Consider the following 16,104-nt stretch of genomic DNA (forward strand, 5'->3'; position numbering starts at 1 on the left):
GCAGCCGCCGGGACGGCAGCGCCGCTCACAGCGAGCCCCCGGCCCGGTTGGTGCGGACGATCAGGTAGATCAGGTACGGGGCGCCCAGCACGCCGGTGACGACACCGACCGGGAAGCGGGTGCCGAGGGCGAACTGACCGACCAGGTCCGCCACCCCCACCAGCAGGGCTCCGACCAGCGCGGCGGGCACCAGCAACGACCCGGTGGGGCCCACGATGCGCGCTGCGATCGGGCCCGAGAGGAAGGCGACGAACGCGATCGGCCCGCAGGCGGAGGTGGCGAAGGCGATCAGGCCGACCGCGGCGACGATCGCGACCAGGCGGGTGCGCTCGACCCGGACGCCCAGCGCCGCGGCGGTGTCGTCGCCGAGCTGGAGCGCGGAGAGGTTCCTCGCCTGACCCAGCAGCACCGGCGCCAGCACCAGCAGGGCGACGAGCGCGGGCACGACCGCCGTCCAGGTGGCGCCGTTGAGGCTGCCGGTCAGCCAGCGCAGCGCCTCCTGGTAGTCCCAGGCCCCCGCCCGGGACAGCACGTAGTACACGACGCTGTTCAGCATCGCGCCGACACCGATGCCGATGAGGATCAGCCGGGTGCCGGCGACGCCGTCCGTGAACGCCAGCGTGTAGACCACCAGCGCGACGCCGAGCGCCGCGGCGACCGCCAGGGCGGACACCGCCGTCCCGTCCAGCGACAGGACCACGATGCCGAAGACGGCCGCCGCACTGGCCCCGGAGCTGATCCCGATGACGTCGGGACTGGCCAGCGGGTTGCGGAGCATCGTCTGGAAGGTGACGCCGGCCAGACCGAAGCACAGGCCCGCCACCACCGCGAGGACCGCGCGCGGCAGCCGCAGCCGCCCGACCGTGAAGGACGCCCCCGGCACCTGCTCGCCGAGCACCACCCGGAGGACGTCGCCGGGTGGGTAGAAGGTCCGCCCGACCATGAGCGTGACGGCGAAGGTGACGACCACGAGCACCGCGAGCACGGTGACCACCAGGCGCCGGCGGGACGAGCGACGGACCCGGCTCCGGGCGACCGCGTCGACGGACGAGGCCGGGAACGGGACGACGGCGGTCACAGCTCGCGCAGCTTCTGCCGGCGCACGATGGCGATGAAGAACGGGGCGCCGACCAGCGCGGTGATGATGCCGACGTCGAGCTCGGACGGGCGGGCGGCGATGCGGCCGAGCACGTCGGAGGCGGTGAGCAGGCAGGCCCCGGTCAGCGCCGAGAACGGCAGCATCCACCGGTGGTCCACGCCCACCAGCAGCCGGCACAGATGCGGCACGACCAGCCCCACGAACCAGATCGGGCCGGCGACCGCGGTGGCCGCCCCGCACAGCAGGACGGAGCCGAACGCGGCGACGCCGCGGGCCAGGGCCACCCGCTCGCCGAGGCCCGCGGCGAGCTCGTCGCCCAGCGCCAGGGAGTTCAGGCTGCGCGCCGACAGCAGGCTGATCACCAGGCCGGCCACCAGGAAGGGCAGCACCGGGGTGATCGTCCCGCTGGTCGCGCCGCCGACGCCGCCGACCTGCCACGACTGCACGTCGGCGGCGATGTCGCCGCGGGGCAGGGCGATGGCGGTGATGAAGGACGTGAGGGCCGCCGACGTCGCGGCGCCGGCGAGGGCGAGCTTGAGCGGCGTCGGGCCGCCGCGACCGAGCGAGCCGACGGCGTAGACGAACACCGCGGCCAGGGCGGCGCCGGCGATCGCCGTCCAGATTTTGCTGGTCGCCGAGAACAGGCCGAACCAGGCGAGGCCGGCGACCACGGCGAGCGAGGCGCCCATGTTGATCCCGAGGACGCCGGGATCGGCCAGCGGGTTGCGGGTCACGCCCTGCATGACCGCGCCGGACAGCCCGAGCGCCGCGCCCACGAGCACCGCGAGGACGGTCCGGGGGATCCGCTTGGTCACCGCCGCCTCCTCGATCGTGTCCGAGGAGCCACCGAGGGCGGCGAGGACGTCGGACCAGCCGACGCCGCGGGAGCCGATCGCCACGGAGGCGGCCATCAGCAGGACGAGGACCGCGACGACGACCAGCAGCCACAGCAACCGGACCGACCCCGGGCGCCGCGCGACGGCGGCGTCCGGGGCCGGGATGGGGTGGAGCGCTGTCACTGCGACTTGTCAGCTGCCTCGGCGAGCATCGAGACGTACTCCTCGAGCACCCAGGAGATCGCCAGCGGGGTCGGGTTCGCCGCGGTGCCCAGCGGGGTGTCGGGCAGCAGGACGAGGGCCCCGTTGCGGACCGCGGGGATCTGCGACAGCAGCGGGTCGGCGTTGAGCGCGTCGACCAGCTCCTGGTCGCCGTAGGTCACGATGATGTCGACGTCGTCGAACGCGTCGACCTGCTCGGCGCTCACCGTCCCCGAGAACTGCTCGGGATCGGTGGACGCCGCGGTGACGCTCGCGGGGGTCGAGAGCCCGAGGTCCTCGAAGAAGGCGCTGCGGGTGTCGAACGGGGTGTAGAAGCTGACCTCGCTCAGGTCGGTCGTGTCGACGTGGGTGAGGAACATCGTCGACTCGTCCGCGAGCTGGGGGTGTGCACCGACGGCGTCGGCGATCTCCTGCTCGATGCTCGCGACCAGCTCCTCGCCCTCCTCGGCCATGCCCATCCCCGCGGCGTTGACCTCGATCATCTCCCGCCACGGCGTCGCCCAGGGCGCCTCCGGGTAGGCCACGACCGGCGCGATCTCGCTCAGCGTGTCGTAGTCCTCCTGGGTCAGCCCCGAGTACGCGGCGAGGATGACGTCGGGGTCGGTGTCGGCGACCGCCTCGAAGTCGATCCCGTCGGTCTCGTCGAACAGGACCGGCGTCTGGCCGCCGAGCTCCTCGAGCCGCTCGGAGACCCACGGCAGCAGGCCGTCGCCGTCGTCGTCACCGAAGTTGGCGGCGGCCATGCCGACGGGGACGACGCCGAGGGCCAACGGCACCTCGTGGTTGGCCCAGTTCACCGTGGCCACCCGCTCGGGCTTCGACTCCAGCGTCGTGGTGCCGAAGGCGTGCTCGACGGTGACCGGCGCGAAGTCGCCGGCGGCCTCCGCCTCGGTGTTGCCCGACGAGGACGAGCAGGCGGCGAGCCCGCCCGCGAGCAGGGCGGCCGTGGAGAGTGCGACCAGTCTCGGTGCGCGACGCATGGTGTCCTTCCGGTGGTGGTGCGGCGCCGTGTGGGCGGCGCCGCCGGGGTCCGGCGCCGGGCGAGGCCGTGGCGCAGCCACGCGACAGCCGGTGCCCGGCCGGCGGACGTCCCGCACGGTGCGTCGCCGGAGCCGGTGGTGGGGCAGAACTAAGGTTTGGCTAACAGAACTTAGGGTCTGCTCGGTTCGTTGACAATCACGAGGGGGTCACGACGTCCCCGCAGGTCGGTACACGGGTGATCCCGTCCCACGAGGCGCGGGCAGGATCGTCGGCGTGCGGGCGGTGGTGAGCAGGGTCGCGACGGCGGCGGTCACGGTGGACGGCGACGTCGTCGGCGAGATCGGCCGAGGACTGCTCGCACTGGTCGGCGCGGGCCGCGACGACGACGCCGCCCGCGCCCGCGCACTGGCCCGCAAGATCCACGAGCTGCGGGTGTTCCCCACCGACGACGGCGCCCGGTCGGCGTCCGACCTCGACCTCCCGGTGCTGGTGGTCAGCCAGTTCACCCTCTACGCCGACACCCGCAAGGGCCGCCGCCCCTCCTGGCAGGACGCCGCCCCCGGCGAGCTGGCCGAACCCCTGGTGGACGAGGTGGTGGCCGAGCTGCGCCGGCGGGGCGGCGAGGTGGCCACCGGCGTCTTCGGTGCCCGGATGCTCGTCTCGTCGGTCAACGAGGGACCGATGACCTTGCTGCTGGAGGTCTGAGCCCCGGGCTCCCGGGGTATCGCAGGGTGACACAACACACGCCCTGTGCGTTTGCTGGGAACCCGGCATTCGTGGAACACACAACCCGGTTGCGGCCGTTGTGCAGGGCGTACCACAACGGATCCCTGAGCGAGGGCTGAGGTCGGCTGACGGAGCCGGCCGCGCGAGCCCCCACCCACGACGCCCGGATGCGCGCCACCGCCACCGACGACCAGCGGTGCGCATCCGAACCGAAGGCAAGGACGAAGACAGATCGTGACGCTGCTGCAGTCTTCCCCCACCGACACCCTCGAGGTGCGCTCGCGCTCGACGCGGCGCGAGCCCGACACCACCGGGCTGGTCTCCACCGACCTCGTGCGCGTGTACCTGAACACCATCGGCAAGACCGCGCTGCTCACCGCCGAGCAGGAGGTCGAGCTCGCCAAGCGGATCGAGGCCGGCCTGTACGCCGAGCGACTGCTCGCCGAGAAGCAGGGCCTCTCCCCCAGCTACCAGCGGGACTACAAGGCGCTGGCCATCGACGGCAAGGCCGCCAAGCGGCACCTGCTCGAGGCGAACCTGCGGCTGGTCGTCTCCGTCGCCAAGCGCTACACCGGCCACGGCATGACGTTCCTGGACCTCATCCAGGAGGGGAACGTCGGCCTGATCCGCGCGGTGGAGAAGTTCGACTACACCAAGGGCTTCAAGTTCTCGACCTACGCGACGTGGTGGATCCGCCAGGCGATCACCCGTGCGATGGCCGACTCCGGCCGCACCATCCGGCTGCCCGTGCACCTGGCCGAGCAGGTCAACAAGGTGGTCCGCACCCGGCGCCGGATCCACCAGGAGCTCGAGCGCGAGCCCACCCCGGAGGAGCTCGGCCTCGAGCTCGACATGACCCCCGAGCGGATCACCGAGCTGCTCGAGTACTCCCGCGACCTGGTCAGCCTCGACCAGACCGTCGGCGCCGACGAGGAGTCCCGCCTGGGCGACTTCATCGAGGACGCCGACGCCGCGGTCGCCGAGGACGCCGTCGCCTTCCAGATGATGAAGGGCGACGTCCGCACCGTGCTGTCCACGCTGGAGGAGCGGGAGCGCGACGTCGTCGTCCTCCGCTTCGGCCTGGACGGCGGCCAGCCGCGGACCCTGGAGCAGATCGGCAAGCAGTTCGGCCTCTCCCGCGAGCGGGTCCGCCAGATCGAGCGCGAGACGATGGCCAAGCTCCGCGACCCCGAGCGCGCCGACGCTCTGCGCGACTATCTGGCCTGAGGTCCTCCGGACCCCACCGCGGCCGGAGGGCCGTGGTCACCACCGAGAGCCGGCCACCCCAGGGTGGCCGGCTCTCGGCGTCTCTGCCGCGCGGTGACCTGGTGACGGGAGCGGCCGGCGGGTGGATCCTCAGGGCGCACCGCACCCGGGAGCGCGTCATGACGACACCGCGATCCGCGACCGAGACCTTCCAGATCAGTGCCGAGGCGGCCGAGCTCTACGAGGCGCGCTTCGTGCCGGCGATCTTCGCCGAGTGGGCGCCGCTGCTCGCCGACGCCGCCGGCGTCCGCCCCGGGCAGGCCGTCCTCGACGTCGCCTGCGGGACCGGCATCGTCGCCCGCACCGTCGCCGACCGGCTCGGCGGTACGGGCCGGGTGGTCGGGGTGGACCTCAACGAGGCCATGCTCGGCGTGGCCCGCCGGGTCCGGCCGGACCTCGAGTGGCGCCAGGGGGACGTCGCCGCCCTGCCGTTCCCCGAGCGGACCTTTGACGCGGTGCTGTGCTCGATGGCGCTGATGTTCTTCCCCGACCGCACGGCCGCGTTGCGCGAGATGGCCCGGGTGATCCGCCCCGGCGGGGTGGTCGCGCTGTGCGTGCCGGCCGCGCTGGACGACCAGCCCGCCTACGGGCCCTTCGTCGAGATGGCCGTGCAGCACGCCGGACCCGAGGCCCGCTCGCTGCTGGGCGCGTACTGGGCCTGCGGCGACGTCGACGAGCTCCGCGCGGCCGTCACCGCCGCCGGGCTGACCCGGGTCGGGACGCGCACGCACCTCGGCACGGCCGCCTTCGACTCGGCCGAGGCGCTCGCGGTCACCGAGGTCGAGGGCTCGCCGCTGGCGCAGCGGATCACCCCGGAGGTCTACGAGCGGATCCGTGCCGGCGCCCGCGACGTGCTGGCCCCCTTCGCCACACCGGACGGCACGCTGCCCGCCCCCTTCCGGGGGCACCTGGTGGCCGCGCGGACGCCGGGGAGCTGAACGGGCCCCCAGCCGGCTCGGCCGAGGCCCCCTGACGCGATGAGTTCCGGCCGGCTCGCGGGTCTGCCCTGGTGTCTCCGGACGTCGCACGCCGCTGCCCGCACGACATCCCACGGAGGACGCCATGACGACCACGCCGAGTGCCCCGGCCACCGCGCTGCCCGGCCGCCCGCCCGTCGTGGACCTGGCCACCTGGCAGGCCGCCCGGAACGAGCTACTGGTCCGCGAGAAGGCCCACACCCGAGAGGGGGACGCCATCGCCGCGGCCCGCCGCCGGCTGCCGATGGTGGAGGTCGACGGGACGGTCCGGGTCGTCGGCCCCGACGGCCCGGTCCCGTTCCTGGACCTGTTCGAGGGTCGCGACGAGCTCGTGGTCTACCACTCCATGTGGTACGACGGCGCCCCGCACCAAGGGCAGTGCGAGGGCTGCACCTTCAACCTCTGGCACATGCGGGACACCGTCTACCTCGACGCCCGGGGCGTCTCGTTCGCCGTCCTGACCTCGGGCCCGTGGGACGAGGTGGCCTCCTACGTCGAGTTCATGGGGTATGCCCAGCCCTGGTACTCGGTGCGGGGCGTGGAGGCGCCGATCGCCACAGAGGAGGGGCACATCGTCTGCTACCTGCGCGACGGCGACCGCGCGTTCCTCACCTACTCGACGACGGGACGGGGCAACGAGCCGGCCGACGGTTCCCTCGGCCTGCTCGACATGACGCCCTACGGCCGCCGCGAGGCGTGGCAGGACGATCCCGAGGGCTGGCCCGCGGCCCCGGACGCCGGCTCGCCGGTCGGTGGGCACGGCGCGCCGATCTCCTGGTACTGGCGCACGGACGCCGGCGGGACCGCCACCTGGGGCCCGACCAGCCGCCCCACGCCGCAGTGGACCCGCCCCGGCGCGACCCCCGCGGAGTCCCTCGGCCGGCACGGTCCCCACCACTGACGCCGTCCCAGGCGCTCGCTCAGACGCCGGGGACCCGCATCCGCCGGGGGCCGGGCTCCACCCGTGCCGTCGGCGGGCCGACACGCACCGCGGCCCCCGCGACCACCAGCGAGCGCCCTCCGTGCCAGGGGTTCGGCGGGCCGACGATCACCGGTTCCAGCCGCAGCTGCAGCACCTCGGGCAGGTCGTCGGCCAGCCGCGCCACCCGCAGCAGGAGGTCCTCCAGCGCCGCGACGTCGACCGGCTCGGACCCGCGGTAGCCGTCGAGCAGCGGCCACGCCCGCGGCGCACGGACCAGCTCGGCGGCGTCCAGGTCGGTGAGCGGGAGGGTCCGGTAGGCGCGGTCACCGAGCAGGTCGGTGGCCACGCCGCCGAGGCCGAAGCTCACCAGCGCCCCGAAGGACGGGTCGTCGACGACCTCCACGACGGTGGCCACGCCGGGGGCGGCCATCTCCTGCACGATCACCGGGTCGCCGGAGGGGATGGCGGCGAAGGCGGTCCGGACGGCGTCGGCGTCGGCCAGGTCCAGCCGCACCCCGCCGAGGTCGGAGCGGTGCCGCAGCCACGGCGCCGTCGACTTGAGCACCACCGGGTAGCCGACGGCGTCGGCCGCGGCCACGGCGGCCTCGGCGTCGGTCACCGTGCGGGTGCCCAGCAGCGGCACGCCGTAGGCGGCCAGCAGGGCGATCGTCTCCTCGTCTGTGAGCGACCGCCCGCCGGGCTGTCCGTCCAGCACGGACAGGACGACGTCGCGCGCCGCCCGCTCGTCGACGCCGGCCAGCTCGGGCACCTCCCCCACCGGACGGCGCCGCCAGCGGGCGTACTGCGCCACCTTCGCCAGGGCGATGACGGCGCGCTCCGGCGTGGAGTACGAGGGCACCGAGCCACGGTCGGGCATCCCCTCCTCGCCGGGGACGGCCAGCTCCGGCGGGATGCCCTCGGTGGAGAGGAAGGTCGCGACGACCGGCTTGCCGGCGTCCCGGGCCACCTCCCGCAGCGCCCGACCGAACTCATCCGACCTGCGGCTCAGCGGAGGCAGGAACACCGCGATCACGGCATCGACCCCGGGGTCGCCGACGGCGTCCTGCAGGGCGGCGCGGAACTCCTCCGCCGTGCCACCGGCCCCGATGTCGGCGGGCGCCTCCCGGGCCAGCTGCAGCCCCTCCTCCAGGACCGCGTCGGCGACCAGCACGCCCATCGCGGTGGAGTTGCCGACCACGGCGACCCGGTCGCCCTCCGGCAGGGGCTGGTGGGCCAGCAGCGTGCCGACGTCGAACAGCTGCGCCAGGGTGTCCACGCGGATGACGCCGGCGGAGGCGAACAGCGCCGCCACCGACTCCTCCGGCACCGCCACCGACGTCCCGGCCAGGCCCTCGGTCATGCGGACGTGCCGGCCGCTCTTGACCGCCACCACCGGCTTGTCACGCCCCACCCGGCGGGCCAGCCGGGCGAACTTGCGGGGGTTCCCGAAGCTCTCCAGGTGCAGCATCACGACCTCGGTCCCGGGGTCGGTGGCCCAGTACTGCAGCAGGTCGTTGCCGCTGACGTCGGCGCGGTTGCCGGCGGAGACGAAGCTGGACAGGCCGATGTTGCGGGTGCGCGCCTGCTCCATCAGGGCCGACCCGAGCGCACCGGACTGCGCGAAGAAGCCCACCCGGCCGCGCCCCGGGATCCGCGGCGCCAGGCTGGCGTTGAGCCGCACCGAGGTGTCGGTGTTCACGATGCCCAGGCAGTTGGGCCCGACCACCCGCATCCCCGACGCCCGGGCGCTGGCCACCAGGGCCCGCTCGGCGACCCGCCCCTCCGGGCCGGACTCGCCGAACCCGCCGGAGATGACCACCAGCCCGCGGACCCGCTTGCGCCGGCAGGCCTCCACCACGTCGGCCACCTCGTCGGCGGGCACCGCCAGGACGGCGAGGTCGACGTCGTCGGGGATGGCCTCGATCGACGCGTACGCCGGGACGCCCCGGACATGCCGGGCGCCGGGGTTGACCGGGTACACCGGACCACGGAAGCCGTAGTCCAGCAGGTGCAGCAGGACGGCGTGGCCGATCTTGTCCGCGTCGTTGCTCGCCCCCACCACGGCGACCGACGACGGCGTCAGAAGCCGGGCGATCGAGCGGGACTCGCTGCGCTGCTCGCGCTCGTAGAGCACCGCGAGCGCGGTCTCGGTGGGCGCGATCGGGAAGGTCAGGTGGACCACGCCCTCCTCGTACGTGCGCTTCGGCGTGTACCCGGCGTCGAGGAAGACCCGGACCATCCGGTTGTTCTGCGCCAGCACCTCGGCGACGAACCGCTCGATGCCCCGCTCCCGTGCCGCGGCGGCCAGGTGCTCCAGCAGCACCGAGCCCAGGCCGCGGCCCTGGTGGGCGTCCTCGATGAGGAAGGCCACCTCGGCGTCACTGGTGTCCGGGTACCGGTCGTAGCGGCCGACGCCGATGACCTGGTCGCCGAGGACCAGCACGAAGGCCACCCGGGAGTCGTGGTCGACGTGGGTGAACCGGTGCAGGTCGCGGTCGGACAGCCGCTTCATCGGGCCGAAGAAGCGGTAGTAGCGGGTCTGGTCGGAGCTGCGGTCCATGAGCCCGACCAGCGCCTCGGCGTCGTCGGGACGGATCGGGCGCAGGTGCAGCGTGCCGCCGTCGGCGGCGATGATGTCGGCCTCCCAGTGGGCGGGGGACTGCGGCGCGGCGGGCTCGTCGGGGCCGGACGGCCCCCCAGCAGCGCCCGCGGCCCCGTCCAGAGGCTCGCCACGAGCCTGCGAGTGGTGAGGAGGACGGGGTCCTTTCTCAGTCACGGGGGTCGTCCGGGTCGAGGCCGAAGTACGGGAAGGCCGCCCGCCGGGTGCGGGAGATGGCGCGGTCGACCCGGGACTCGGTGAACGGGTCCCAGCGCGAGAAGCCGGTGTAGCCGCCCTCGGTCATGTGCGTCGGCGGCCGCGCGCGCAGGCCACGCCGGACGACGTCCTCCCGCCACGACTCGGGGATCTCCGTGGCCGGGTCCAGCCGGTCGCCGCTGGCCTCCGCGATCAGGTGGGTCCAGGCGCGGGGCACGCACCGGACCAGGCCGTACCCGCCCCCGCCCAGGGCCAGCCAGCGGCCGTCGCAGATCTCGTGGGCCAGCTCGTGCAGGACGCGGTAGCTGGCCCGCTGGCCGTCGACGGTGAGGGAGAGGTCGGCGAGAGGGTCCTCGTGGTGGGCGTCGCACCCGCACTGGGTCACGATGATCTCCGGCTGGAACGCCTTCAGCACGCTGGGCACCACGGCGTGGAAGGCCCGCAGCCAGCCGGAGTCGTCGGTGCCGTTGGGCAGGGGCAGGTTGACCGCGCTGCCGAGTGCCTTCTCCGGGTCGCCGGTCTCCTCCGGGTAGCCGGTGCCGGGGAACAGGGTCAGCGGCGTCTGGTGGACGCTGACGGTGAGCACCCGCGGGTCGTCGTAGAAGGCGGCCTGGACGCCGTCCCCGTGGTGGACGTCGATGTCGACGTAGGCGATCCGCTGGTGGCCCTGCGCGAGCAGCCAGGCGATGGCGACCGCGGCGTCGTTGAAGACGCAGAACCCGGACGCGCGTTCGCGCATGGCGTGGTGCAGGCCCCCGGAGATGTTCACCGCGTGCTGGGCGGTGCCCGCGTGCACCTGCTGGGCGGCGAGCACACTCCCGCCGGTGATCAGCGCGGCGGCGTCGTACATGCGCTCGAAGATGGGGTTGTCCGCCGTCCCGAGGCCGAAGCCGATGTCGGGCTCGGCCGGGGCGCGCCGCACCGCGTCCAGGTAGGCCGGGTCGTGCACGAGCGTGAGCAGGTCCACGTCGGCCGGGGTCGGCTTCAGCACCCGCAGCCGGTCGGAGGCCAGGACGCCGAGTGAGTCGGCCAGTCGCATCGTGAGGTCCAGCCGGACCGGGTGGAGGGGGTGGTCCCCGCCCATCGTGTAGCCGAGCAGCGCGTCGTCCCAGACGACCGCGATCGAGTCACTCACCAGCTCTCCTCGCTGACGCGCGGGACGGGCGGGGCCGCCGGCGACCCCCGGACCGCTTCGGGTGCGACGCTACCGCCGGCGCACCGTTCCCGACCTCTGAGCGTGCCGCCGCGTGACCCGGTCCACGAGCGCTCCCCCGTACCATCAGGGGAGACACGGAGGAGAGCTGTGAACGACCTCATCGACACCACCGAGATGTACCTCCGGACGATCTTCGAGCTGGAGGAGGAGGGGATCGTCCCCCTCCGCGCGCGCATCGCCGAGCGGCTGCACCAGAGCGGCCCGACCGTCAGCCAGACGGTCGCCCGGATGGAGCGCGACGGCCTGCTGACCGTCGAGGGCGACCGGCACCTGCAGCTGTCCGACCAGGGGCGGCAGCTGGCCACCGCGGTCATGCGCAAGCACCGGCTGGCCGAGTGCCTGCTCGTCGACGTCATCGGCCTGGACTACGCCGACGTCCACGAGGAGGCGTGCCGCTGGGAGCACGTCATGAGCGAGGCCGTGGAGCGCAAGCTGCTCAGCCTGCTCGGCAACCCGACCGTCTCGCCGTTCGGGAACCCGATCCCGGGGCTGGACGCGCTCGGTGGCGAGACCTCGGCCGTGCTGGACTCGCTGACCCTGCTGTCCACCACGGCCACCCCCGACGGGCGCCGCGTGGAGATCAAGCGGATCAGCGAGCAGCTGCAGGAGGACTCCGACCTCATGCGCGCGCTCGCCGACCAGGGTCTGCGCCCCGGCGCGACCGTGGTGGCCCAGCTGGTCGCCGGCACGGTCAGCGTGGACGGAGAGTTGCTGCCCGCCGGCGTGGCCCAGCACGTGTTCGTCAGCGCGCTGGACGAGGAGCTCGCGCCCGTCGAGGCCGTATCCCGGCTCTGAGCCGGCCCGGCCCGCGACGCGGGGACGGCGGGGCGGTCGGGCTCACTACGGTGGGCCCGACCGCCCGACCGGACCACCAGAGAGAGCCCGCGTGAGCCAGCCTCCGGCCCCGTTCCACCCGTCCTCCCCCACCCCGGACGACGCCGCCGCGGGCGCCCCCGCGCACGCCGCCCCGGGGGCCCCCGCGCACGCCGCCCCGGGGGCCGTCACCCCGCCCACCTCGCCGTTCGCTGATCTGGCCGCCTTCGTCGCCCTCCCCCGCGTGGCCGGCCTCGCGCTCTCGCCCGACGGCCGGCGGCTGGCGATCTCGGTGCAGACGCTGGATCCCGAGGGCACGAAGTGGCAGTCGGCCCTGTGGGAGGTCGACCCGGAGGGCCGGCGCCCGGCCCGCCGGCTCACCCGCAGCGCGCCGGGCGAGTCCGCGCCGGCGTTCGCGCCGGACGGGTCGCTGCTGTTCACCTCCGCCCGGCCCGATCCCGGCGCCAAGCGCAACGGTGAGGACCCGAAGCCCGCGCTGTGGGCCCTGCCCCCCGACGGCGGCGAGGCCCGGCCGGTGGTGGTCCACCCGGCCGGGATCGGGGGCTTCGCGGTGGCGGCCGACACCGGCGAGGTCGTGGTCGTCGCCGCAGCCATGCCCGGTGCCGCGGACGCCGAGGCCGAGACCGCCCGCCGCGCGCAGCGCAAGGAGGCCGGGGTCAGCGCGATCCTGCACGAGGCCTATCCGGTCCGGCACTGGGACTCCGACCTCGGGCCCGCGGCGCCGCACCTGTTCTGGGCCGGCCGGCTGCCCGCGGACCCACCCGCCGGCGCGCCCGCCGAGCCCCCCGTCCTGCGCGACCTGACGCCGGACGTCGTCCCGCCGGACGAGGCCGGGGACTCCCCGGCGCTGTCCCCCGACGGCCGGCTGGTGGTCCGCGTCGAGCCGGTGCCCGACGGACCGGCCGGCCGCCGCGACCGTCTGGTCGTGCTCGAGACCGCCACCGGGGAGGCCCGCGTGCTGGTCGACGACCCGCTGGCCGACGTCCACCCGGCCCGCTTCTCCCCCGACGGGACCGCGGTGGTGTGCGTGCGGGAGCGGCACCCGACCCACGCGGAGCCGCCGGACTACACGCTGCTGCACGTCGACGTCGCCACCGGGGAGGCCCGCGACCTCACCGCGGGCTTCGACCGCTGGCCCAGCGCCCCACAGTTCTCCGCCGACGGCTCGGCGGTGTACTTCCTCGCCGACGATGACGGCCGGCACGCCGTCTTCCGGGTGCCGGTGGCCGGTGGGACGCCGGTGCGCCTCACCACGGACGGCGCCTACAGCGACCTGCAGGTGGCCCGCGACGGCAGCGCCCTGTACGCGCTCCGGTCGGCCTACGACGAGCCGCCAGCGCCCGTGCGGCTGGACCCGGAGACCGCCGGCCAGCACCCCGAGCCGCTGCCCAACCCCGGCATCCTCGACGCCCTCCCCGGCACCCTGCACGAGCTGAGCGCGACCGCGGCCGACGGCACCCGGGTGCAGTCCTGGCTGGTGCTGCCCGAGGGGGCCTCGGCCGAGAGTCCGGCTCCCCTGCTGCTGTGGGTCCACGGCGGTCCGCTGATGAGCTGGAACTCGTGGTCCTGGCGCTGGTGCCCCTGGGTCATGGCCGCCCGCGGCTACGCCGTGCTGCTGCCCAACCCGGCACTGTCGCAGGGCTTCGGCCAGGAGTTCGTGCGACGTGGCTGGGGTGCCTGGGGCGAGGCGCCCTACACCGACCTCATGGCCGCCGTCGACGCCGCCGAGCAGCGGCCGGAGGTCGACGCCACGCGCACCGCGGCGATGGGTGGGTCCTTCGGCGGCTACATGGCCAACTGGATCGCGACCCAGACCGACCGGTTCCGGGCGATCGTCACCCACGCGAGCCTGTGGCACATCGACTCCTTCGTCGGCACCACCGACGCGGCGTACTTCTGGGAGAAGGAGTGGGGCGACCCGCTGCAGCAGCCCAAGCGCTACGAGCAGAACTCGCCGCACCGGTTCGCCGACGCCATCCGGACGCCGATGCTGGTCATCCACGGCGACCACGACTACCGGGTGCCGATCGGCGAGGCCCTGCGGCTCTGGTACGACCTGCAGAAGCGCGGGGTGCCGTCGCGGTTCCTGTACTTACCCGACGAGAACCACTGGGTGCTGACCCCGGGCAACTCGCGCGTCTGGTACGAGACGGTGCTGGCGTTCCTCGCCGAGCACGTGCTCGGCCAGGAGTGGGAGCGGCCCGAGCTGCTCTGAGAGCACTCACCCCGCTGCCCACACCTCGTCGGGGTCCTGCGCCGTCGCGGTGATCATCGCCCGCAGCTCGCGGGGCGGCAGGCAGGCGGCCAGCCCCTGGGCCAGCAACTGGGCGAAGGTGTAGGTCGGCCGGCTCTCCAGCGCCCGCTCCAGCGCGACGTTGGCCATCGCGCCGTCCCCCCGCAGCCACGCGCTCACCGCGAGGAGGGTGGCCGGCGCGGCGTCGAGCGGCGCCGGCGCCCGCCGGGTGCACTCGGTCCACAGCGTCTCGGCCGCGGCGGCGTCGTCCCCCAGGGCGAAGGTGAGGGCGCGGTCGCGCACCCGGACGTCGGCCAGCGCCCACACGACCCGCGCGACGTCCCGGTCCGACAGCCGGGCGCCGCCGGGCCCGCAGCGGCCCAGGACCCGGACGACGGTGTCCCAGGAGCGGCGGGCCTCGGCGTCCCGGTCGGCCTGTGCCGCCCGCGCGCGGCGGTCGACGTGCCGCCAGGTCAGGGCCTCCATCTCCGCCGCAGCCGGCCCCGGGATGCGGGCGATCCGCTCCTCGAGCGCCGCCCGGTGGCGCTCCACGACCACACCGGAGGCCACGGAGGCGACCGTCAGCTCGGGCACCCCGCCGGGCAGCAGCGTCCCGGCCGCGGGGGCGCAGCAGGGTTCCGGGCAGTCGTAGGACCACCACCGGCCCCGGCGGACCAGGATCGCGTCGGCGACCGGGATGCCGAGATCGGCGAGCGCGACCACCGCGTCGTGCACGACGTCGCGGTGCGGCAGCCCGGCCACCGTCGCCCCGGGCGGCTGGCCGGGCAGGGGCAGCAGGTCGTCGGGCGCCTCGGACACGACCGCGACGACCACCGCCGCGGGGTCGTCCGTGGCGACGCTCCGGGCGAGCAGCCGGGTGGCCGGCGCCGACGTCCCCCGGACCGGGAGGTCGGCGCGCACGGTGAGGCCGACCCGGCGGCCGCTCTCGCCCCCGAGGGCGACCAGCAGCACGGACTCGTGCGGGTGGAAGCCGATGAGGGCAGGCAGCGCCGCGGCCACCTCACCGAGCTGGGAGATGCGGACCTCGGGGCGCGGGGTGTCGTCCATGCCGCCGACCCTCGTGGCCGGCGGCACCCGACGGGGCCGCGCACGGAGGACTGTGGACGGCGGCCGGGTCTGTGGAGGGCGCCGGCCGCCCTGTCTCAGCCCAGTGCCTCGTCCTGCACGCGGTAGGCCTCCGCCAGCCGGCCGGCGAACGCCTGCTCGTCGAGCGCTCCACCCTCCAGCACGGTCGTGGCCAGGGACATCACCCGGTCGCCGTCCTGCACGAACGCGACGAGCACGGGCGCGGTCACCTGCCGGCCGTCGGGAGCGGTGGCGTCGACGGTCGCTGCGACCTCGACGGCGGCGTCCCCGAGGTCGGGCCGGCGCACCTCGCCGACGGTGACGGTGGCCGCCCCGTGCTCGGGCACGCTCGCCGACGCGGTCCGGCAGCCCTCCAGCGCACCGGTCACCGTGGCCACGGCGTCCCCGGCGGCGGACCCGGCGACGAGCCCCTGCACGGTCGCCTGCGCGCCCTCCAGCACCGCCTGGCCGGCGGCGGCGTCGACGCCCGCGGCGGCCGCGGCCTGCAGCTGCGTCAGGAGCGCCGCGCAGTCACCCAGGTCGAGCTCGGTGCCCGGGGGGACGCCGCCGGCCGGCAGACCGGAGGAGCGCAGCAGTTCCTCGGTCAAGGGCAGCACCGTAGCGCCGGGGGCGAACGCCGAGGCCGGCAGCAGCCCCTCGGCGAGGTCGACCGCCGGAGCCGACGTCGCCGCGGCCGGGTCGACGGCCGGGTCGGGGGCGGCGGCCTCCTGGATGCCGCCGCCCTGCCCGCACCCGGCCAGGACGCCCCCGGCGAGGAGCCCGGCCGCGAGGACGGCGCCCCGGCGGGAGCGGCGGCCCACCCGCAGCGCCCCGCCGCGGGCTCGCGCGTGGCGGAGGACAGCAGCGGGCTCTCTCATGCCGCCGACGGTA

The 16,104-nt window shown here is 75.0% G+C and carries 13 protein-coding genes; 6 read left to right on the forward strand and 7 right to left on the reverse strand.

From position 1 onward, the window contains the following. Positions 1-25 precede the first annotated feature (25 nt). From CRP39_RS09880 to CRP39_RS09890, 3 genes are read right to left on the reverse strand one after another with little or no spacing between them, the layout of a single operon-like run. Positions 26-1,078 carry a FecCD family ABC transporter permease gene (locus CRP39_RS09880; RefSeq protein ID WP_097206187.1) on the reverse strand — a complete coding sequence of 351 codons (1,053 nt, stop codon included), beginning with the start codon at positions 1,076-1,078 and terminating at the stop codon, positions 26-28. Further along, on the reverse strand, positions 1,075-2,118 hold the full coding sequence (locus CRP39_RS09885; protein WP_216359681.1) for a FecCD family ABC transporter permease: 1,044 nt from the start codon (positions 2,116-2,118) through the stop codon (positions 1,075-1,077). The genes CRP39_RS09880 and CRP39_RS09885 overlap by 4 nt, the downstream gene beginning before the upstream one ends. Then, positions 2,115-3,137 (reverse strand): iron-siderophore ABC transporter substrate-binding protein, encoded by a 1,023-nt coding sequence (locus tag CRP39_RS09890; RefSeq protein ID WP_097206188.1) that lies wholly within the window; start codon positions 3,135-3,137, stop codon positions 2,115-2,117. Before CRP39_RS09890 ends, CRP39_RS09885 begins: the two co-directional genes overlap by 4 nt. Positions 3,138-3,411: 274 nt before the next feature. Here CRP39_RS09890 and dtd point away from each other — a divergent pair, with 274 nt between their 5' ends. The 4 genes from dtd (at position 3,412) to CRP39_RS09910 (ending at position 7,008) form a co-directional block, all read left to right on the forward strand. Continuing rightward, complete coding sequence (gene dtd, locus CRP39_RS09895; RefSeq protein ID WP_097206189.1) at positions 3,412-3,843, forward strand: D-aminoacyl-tRNA deacylase; 432 nt, start codon at positions 3,412-3,414, stop codon at positions 3,841-3,843. Positions 3,844-4,098: 255 nt separating this feature from the next. Beyond that, positions 4,099-5,091, forward strand: coding sequence for an RNA polymerase sigma factor SigB (gene sigB, locus CRP39_RS09900; protein WP_097206190.1), 993 nt, complete (start codon positions 4,099-4,101; stop codon positions 5,089-5,091). A 158-nt stretch (positions 5,092-5,249) separates the two neighbouring features. Beyond that, entirely contained in the window at positions 5,250-6,068 is an 819-nt protein-coding gene (locus tag CRP39_RS09905) for a methyltransferase domain-containing protein (RefSeq protein ID WP_097206318.1), read from the forward strand. Positions 6,069-6,192: 124 nt separating this feature from the next. After that, positions 6,193-7,008 (forward strand): DUF899 family protein, encoded by an 816-nt coding sequence (locus tag CRP39_RS09910; protein ID WP_097206191.1) that lies wholly within the window; start codon positions 6,193-6,195, stop codon positions 7,006-7,008. Between the two features lie 19 nt (positions 7,009-7,027). Here the strand turns inward: CRP39_RS09910 and CRP39_RS09915 are convergent, their stop codons facing one another. Next, entirely contained in the window at positions 7,028-9,805 is a 2,778-nt protein-coding gene (locus CRP39_RS09915; protein ID WP_245853731.1) for a bifunctional acetate--CoA ligase family protein/GNAT family N-acetyltransferase, read from the reverse strand. Further along, positions 9,798-10,979, reverse strand: coding sequence for an acetoin utilization protein AcuC (locus CRP39_RS09920; protein ID WP_097206192.1), 1,182 nt, complete (start codon positions 10,977-10,979; stop codon positions 9,798-9,800). The genes CRP39_RS09915 and CRP39_RS09920 overlap by 8 nt, the downstream gene beginning before the upstream one ends. A 168-nt stretch (positions 10,980-11,147) precedes the next feature. Between CRP39_RS09920 and CRP39_RS09925 the strand changes: the two genes are divergently transcribed. Beyond that, positions 11,148-11,855 carry an iron-dependent transcriptional repressor DtxR gene (locus tag CRP39_RS09925; RefSeq protein ID WP_097206193.1) on the forward strand — a complete coding sequence of 236 codons (708 nt, stop codon included), beginning with the start codon at positions 11,148-11,150 and terminating at the stop codon, positions 11,853-11,855. Between the two features lie 91 nt (positions 11,856-11,946). After that, positions 11,947-14,109, forward strand: a complete 2,163-nt coding sequence (locus CRP39_RS09930; protein WP_245853733.1) for a S9 family peptidase — start codon at positions 11,947-11,949, stop codon at positions 14,107-14,109. 6 nt (positions 14,110-14,115) lie between these two features. Here CRP39_RS09930 and CRP39_RS09935 read toward each other — a convergent pair whose 3' ends face one another. Next, positions 14,116-15,195 carry a DUF4192 domain-containing protein gene (locus CRP39_RS09935; protein WP_097206194.1) on the reverse strand — a complete coding sequence of 360 codons (1,080 nt, stop codon included), beginning with the start codon at positions 15,193-15,195 and terminating at the stop codon, positions 14,116-14,118. A gap of 95 nt (positions 15,196-15,290) precedes the next feature. After that, the gene (locus CRP39_RS09940; protein WP_143426601.1) at positions 15,291-16,091 is read right to left on the reverse strand and encodes a hypothetical protein; all 801 of its coding nucleotides are present in this window, start codon (positions 16,089-16,091) and stop codon (positions 15,291-15,293) included. Positions 16,092-16,104 lie beyond the last annotated feature (13 nt).

It is taken from the genome of Geodermatophilus sabuli (assembly GCF_900215145.1).
GTDB classification, from domain to species: Bacteria; Actinomycetota; Actinomycetes; order Mycobacteriales; family Geodermatophilaceae; genus Geodermatophilus; species Geodermatophilus sabuli.

Coding starts and splice junctions, on each gene's coding strand:
- CRP39_RS09910 (WP_097206191.1), top strand. CDS start 6,193: ATGACGACCACGCCGAGTGCCCCGGCCACCGCGCTGCCCGGCCGCCCG.
- CRP39_RS09905 (WP_097206318.1), top strand. CDS start 5,250: ATGACGACACCGCGATCCGCGACCGAGACCTTCCAGATCAGTGCCGAG.
- CRP39_RS09940 (WP_143426601.1), bottom strand. CDS start 16,091: ATGAGAGAGCCCGCTGCTGTCCTCCGCCACGCGCGAGCCCGCGGCGGG.
- CRP39_RS09935 (WP_097206194.1), bottom strand. CDS start 15,195: ATGGACGACACCCCGCGCCCCGAGGTCCGCATCTCCCAGCTCGGTGAG.
- CRP39_RS09890 (WP_097206188.1), bottom strand. CDS start 3,137: ATGCGTCGCGCACCGAGACTGGTCGCACTCTCCACGGCCGCCCTGCTC.